The sequence below is a fragment of the Pedobacter sp. genome (assembly GCF_035566355.1).
Lineage (GTDB): Bacteria > Bacteroidota > Bacteroidia > Sphingobacteriales > Sphingobacteriaceae > Pedobacter.
On record NZ_DATMRL010000255.1, the window covers coordinates 1 to 4,831 of the forward strand.

At 35.3% G+C, this 4,831-nt stretch carries 8 protein-coding genes; 1 reads left to right on the forward strand and 7 read right to left on the reverse strand.

Annotation, left to right across the window (positions count from 1 at the left end; genetic code table 11):
* Window positions 1-417: hypothetical protein (locus tag VNZ46_RS09850; RefSeq protein WP_325559995.1), on the reverse strand; the 417-nt coding region annotated here is incomplete at its 3' end.
* A 267-nt stretch (window positions 418-684) separates the two neighbouring features.
* On the opposite strand from VNZ46_RS09850, the gene VNZ46_RS09855 reads away from it, so the two are divergent.
* The gene (locus VNZ46_RS09855; protein ID WP_325559996.1) at window positions 685-1,212 is read left to right on the forward strand and encodes a hypothetical protein; all 528 of its coding nucleotides are present in this window, start codon (window positions 685-687) and stop codon (window positions 1,210-1,212) included.
* A gap of 10 nt (window positions 1,213-1,222) precedes the next feature.
* On the opposite strand, the gene VNZ46_RS09860 is transcribed toward VNZ46_RS09855, so the two are convergent.
* The 6 genes from VNZ46_RS09860 to VNZ46_RS09885 all read right to left on the reverse strand — a co-directional run bounded on the left by VNZ46_RS09860 (window position 1,223) and on the right by VNZ46_RS09885 (window position 4,470).
* Window positions 1,223-2,017: an SOS response-associated peptidase gene (locus VNZ46_RS09860; RefSeq protein ID WP_325559997.1), complete on the reverse strand. Its 795-nt coding sequence runs from the start codon at window positions 2,015-2,017 to the stop codon at window positions 1,223-1,225.
* A 15-nt stretch (window positions 2,018-2,032) separates the two neighbouring features.
* Window positions 2,033-2,404, reverse strand: coding sequence for an NTF2 fold immunity protein (locus VNZ46_RS09865; RefSeq protein WP_325559999.1), 372 nt, complete (start codon window positions 2,402-2,404; stop codon window positions 2,033-2,035).
* A 206-nt stretch (window positions 2,405-2,610) separates the two neighbouring features.
* The gene (locus VNZ46_RS09870; protein WP_325560000.1) at window positions 2,611-3,027 is read right to left on the reverse strand and encodes a hypothetical protein; all 417 of its coding nucleotides are present in this window, start codon (window positions 3,025-3,027) and stop codon (window positions 2,611-2,613) included.
* A 46-nt stretch (window positions 3,028-3,073) separates the two neighbouring features.
* Complete coding sequence (locus VNZ46_RS09875) at window positions 3,074-3,268, reverse strand: hypothetical protein (RefSeq protein WP_325560001.1); 195 nt, start codon at window positions 3,266-3,268, stop codon at window positions 3,074-3,076.
* 241 nt (window positions 3,269-3,509) lie between these two features.
* A complete protein-coding gene (locus tag VNZ46_RS09880; RefSeq protein WP_325560003.1) occupies window positions 3,510-3,800 on the reverse strand; it encodes an Imm27 family immunity protein in 291 nt (96 codons plus the stop codon).
* Between the two features lie 235 nt (window positions 3,801-4,035).
* Window positions 4,036-4,470 (reverse strand): hypothetical protein, encoded by a 435-nt coding sequence (locus VNZ46_RS09885; protein ID WP_325560005.1) that lies wholly within the window; start codon window positions 4,468-4,470, stop codon window positions 4,036-4,038.
* Window positions 4,471-4,831 lie beyond the last annotated feature (361 nt).

Consider the following 4,831-nt stretch of genomic DNA (forward strand, 5'->3'; position numbering starts at 1 on the left):
ATCGAAATGTTTATATGTAAAATTTGTACCGCGTTTTATCCTAAGCCAATCATTTCTGTTATCGCATCCAACGACATTTATCGAACTTAATCTCGTAAGGTTGTATAGCAATAAGTCTGCATACCAATCCCGATCGGGGTCATCTAATAACAGAACTAAGTTTTCAATCATCAAATATTTGGGATAAGTCTTCCGAATCTTACTTACATCAATTGATTTCAAAATCCGTTCAAAAGTATGCGCATAAATCTTTCCACTATCGGCAATTTTATCCGGTGCCACCCATGATATATATGATATGACATCCCTGTTATTCAATGTAGCAAGAAAATGATAAATGCTATCTTGTGCCAAACCACTTTTGACAAAGAACATAACCGATATGAGTATTAATCGACAATACTTTCTAAATTTCATATAGATTGAATTAATCAATAGCCTCAGAAATCCGATTGATATTATTTTGGTTTCCTGTTCCACGTGTACACAAAAACTGTAGCAATTATTAAAGTTAATTCGCTAGTTAAACTTATTAGCGCCGTTTCTTGTAGAAACTGTCCCTTATATATGTTGGTAAAGGGTTTAATTTGCAAAATATAAAAAAGCAGTTATTTCCCCAATGGGTGTTTTAACGTAAGGGTTTACCCTTATGTTGAATTTTAAATGAAAAATATATATTGTGGAATGAAATATATTCTAATTGCCTTTTTGTTTAGCTTTCAAGCTTCTTTTGGACAAACTGACAGCACTGTTTACATTAAGGAATTTGGGTGGACGATTACATTACCACCTAATTTTAAGGTAATAGATACTGCAACTTTGAATGAAGAAAGCAGAAAAATGGATATACACTGGATAAAAAAACCAACGGGTGAGAATTATCATAAGCTGGTGTTATATATTAGAAAAGATATCAATCATACGTTTTCAATAAATTCAATAGATTCAATCCATGAAGCATTGGATTCGAATTTTTCCACATACAACATAAGTAAAAATGGCAAAGCGACAACATCAACAGAAATCTATGGTGGCGTAAAGTTTTATAAATTTAAAGAAGAAATGCATCCAATACCAAATATGTCATACGTACTTGTTGTGTTGAGAACGCCTTATAACGAAAAGATTTTTACTATAGTCTATTCATATCATGATCTGGAGTCGGAGAATGATATCGAAAACATGCTGAAAACTTCAAAGTTTGATAGATAATACCTGTGGATTATTTTCCTATTAATTCCGGTGGATTCTTTTCCCCCAGCGCAGGCAAATCCTTCCATTCCCAATATTCAGTTTTTGACTTTCCATCCGGGCGAGGCTTAGGACTGCGTATTGTCCATACAGGTGTATAATTCATATTATCCTGAGTCATTTCGTAATTCAGAATTTCACGATATTGGGCTTCCGGTAAATCTGGTTCAATCCATTGATTTGACAGGTCAAGGGAAAGGAATAGCGGCATCCTGTATCTGTGTTCACCGTCATTATGAATATTCGCCAACAATGGATTGGCTGACCTTGTAATAAGCGTGAAAGTGTATCGCTTCACTATCTCTCCGGTTTCCATATCAGGTAAGTCGGCAGTTGCGTATAATCCGGGTAGAAAAAACACTTTCTGATCTTTCAAGGTAATGAAATATGGTACCTTGTTCTTCCATCCGACAATTCCCCTGTGTTCAAAGATCCCGGTAACCGGAATAAGGCACCTACGATTCTTTATTTTGTACCATACTGATTTTGGGTCATCCAAAATTCTTTCAGCACGCGCATTCAGCATACTGGCCCGCTGACGAATGAATTTACTTTCATCCTTCACGTAAAACGGAATGACTCCCCATTCCATAAATTGAACTATTTCTGAATCTCCATCTCTTCGAATTATCAGATATTCCGGATACCGGTGTGCAATTATGTGGTCGCTTCCAAAATCGAATGACAATTGTGGGCTTTCTACCAATTCAGGAAAGTAGTTTGGAAGTTCCTTCAGCTTCGCGGTAAAAGAAATGTCGTAGCACATGATAGAATTCCTGATTTATTTTCCATGAATAAGTTTAATTACCCGTCCATTCTGAGAACTGAAAATTATTTCAAACGTCCCGCCATTACTATTTTCTGGGAGAGTTCCACTGATATACCAATACCCGGCAATAAGATAAATTTCATAAGGGCGTTCCGCAATAATATTTTCCTTACCATAAAACTTGAAAAGGATAGCTTCAGCCACGCCTATCGCAGTCTCCTTGTCGCTAATAAGTGTATCGTAAAATGGCTTCTCTTTCCAGTTAATCACCGCTTCGGTAATGGCCTCCCTTGCATTTTTTTCGCCCGTAAAATTTCTCAGATTAGTGTTTTGCCCGAACCCTATGAAAGGAACACAAATAATAATTAGCAATAACCTTATCATGCCTTAAATATTTAGAATTTATCCGTCAACCCGTCCCCCATTGCCTGCGCAAGGTCATGGTGGGGGTCAAATTTCCCCGTTTTACTTCATGCACCCAAATAATCATTCAATTCGATCCGGGCATTCCTGAAGGTGCTATGACTTAGTAACAGCCGTCAGGTGAAACGTGACAACAACTATACCCGCAACTAAAAATTTGATCCCTACTAAATCAACTTTGTCTGCAATTCTTTTTCATACAAGGTGAAGAATAGATTTTGAAGTTGGTGCACTGATTTTAAATGGATAAACTCATTAGTGGGATAGACGTACCATTTAAAAATCCATTCCTCTTTGTCGTTCATTTCTTTGACAATGCAGAATCCTTTCACATGATCGTGATACCACTGATTCGACGGTTCTGGCTGTCTGTGTAGGTCTGTAAAGCTGCATTTTTCAAGTATATTATTGGTAAGTAACACCGGATTTACATCATTTATACCAACTGCAAAGCGATCATGAGTTGACTGTAGCTGCAAATCTGTTGGCAAAATATTGAAGACTAAATAGTATTTCTGTTCTGCTGGAAGATTCCGGGTATGACTTACAATGTTACCCAGCCGCAATTCACTTGGATGTATCATTAGTTTAATTTACTTATATAACACATTTCTGTAATCGTAACCCGTACTACTTTTTAGGGGTAGCTGGTAATTTAAAGCCATTGAAAAAATCAGGATATTCGTCAGCTAACAATGCCGTTACATCCCCTATCATAGCGTAAATAAGGACCTTGTCCAGCTCATTTTGTTGCCTATCTAGCATTGTGTTTTGATTCTTATTTGAATTAACGAGTTCATTAAGTTGAGAATGGTCGTTTTTCATGTCATTAGAAATTTAACAAGATCTAACACCTATAATGACAGCAAATACAGTGAGGATCAACATTAATACACTGTTTATATAATCAAATATATATTTTGTAATTTTCATTTAAAGTTGAATAATACAATTTAACTCCTTTCCCCAGAATTACTAAAGCAAATGACCTGAAATAAGAGGGAGCTTTCTAGGGTCCATTAATTTTATAAAAAATTCAAAGACTTCAAAGATTTGACTAGCCAAGTTAATACGGAAGATGGTTAGGGTACTTTTTATCAGCCTCTTCTTCCGAAATATTAACAAGGCTTGGTGGTCCACCTCCATGCATTTCGCCATGAAAATAAATTAACTCCCATAATCTATTATCTTCCGGGTCTATATACAATATATCCCAACCACTTTCGTCAGATCCTACTTTTTTTAAATGATTTTTTATTAGCCATTCTACCCGTTTTGCATTCTCATCATCATTCATTTTCCCATCTCTGAATTCCCAATGACCTATCAATTCCTTCTCGTTTTTACTAAAATTCATTTTTTATTATTTTAGTTATTGCATATTCTGGAATATTGGATGCTTTAAATGATAATGATATAAGGGTAAACCATTAGATGCTCTTGGAAACCCACTTAATTGATAAGATAGGTATTAGTTTGGTATAGCACAAGAATAGAATTTAATCCGTTTCCCTAGAATTTCTGAAAACGGGAAAACTCTAATTATGATTTATCTTACATACCAGCATTTCAACAACGAATGTTTTGATGCTTCATTCATCTTTCATCATTTCCCAGATACCTGTCGAAAAGTTGACCAGTGAGCCGTCAAGATAAAGTCTTTCATTTGAAATAATTTCCCAATTACCACTGAATGAATTTGTCGATTTATCGTATTGACCGTTATAACTAAGTCGTGGTTTTTGCCGTGAAGTGACTGGATATAAATTTCCTTCCTCATCAATTGAATGATTTTGTTCATATTCCTTTGTAAAACTTATGAAAGTGTCGTCTGTAAAACCTCTAATTTTCGATACTTCAAAACTTGATGCCAGTCCTTCCAAGTCAGCGCATGTCCCTTCAAATTCTCCATTATCTGAATGTTTTAAAAAAAGCCTAAACTCAACTTTTTCACCTGAGAGTTTATCTCCGTATTGAGTACCATACTCAAAAAAGCCTTTCCATTGTCCTGTCATTGAAATTGTCATTAGTGATATGTCTTATAAGAAATAGCACATAAGTGGGCGTTCAGTGAAATTCTGCCATACAAGATTAGAGAATTTGTTCTATTAAAACCGTAATCGTTTTAAATAGAAAAAACCCCCGTTTTACTGGAGGTTTTCCTTCTTAATTAAGTCCCTAAAAAGTCCCCTTTTTGTCCCTTTCCTCTATAACTCTATATCACTCAATATCTGTTGTGACCCCGTCAGGATTCAAACCTGAAACCTTTTAATCCGTAGTCAAATTTTGAGCTCTTATTTGATTTTCTCCGACAATTATGAATGACTTTATCACAGATATTCCATTGTTGAATTGGATTTAGTCAATTTCAGAAAAATCGTTTAATTA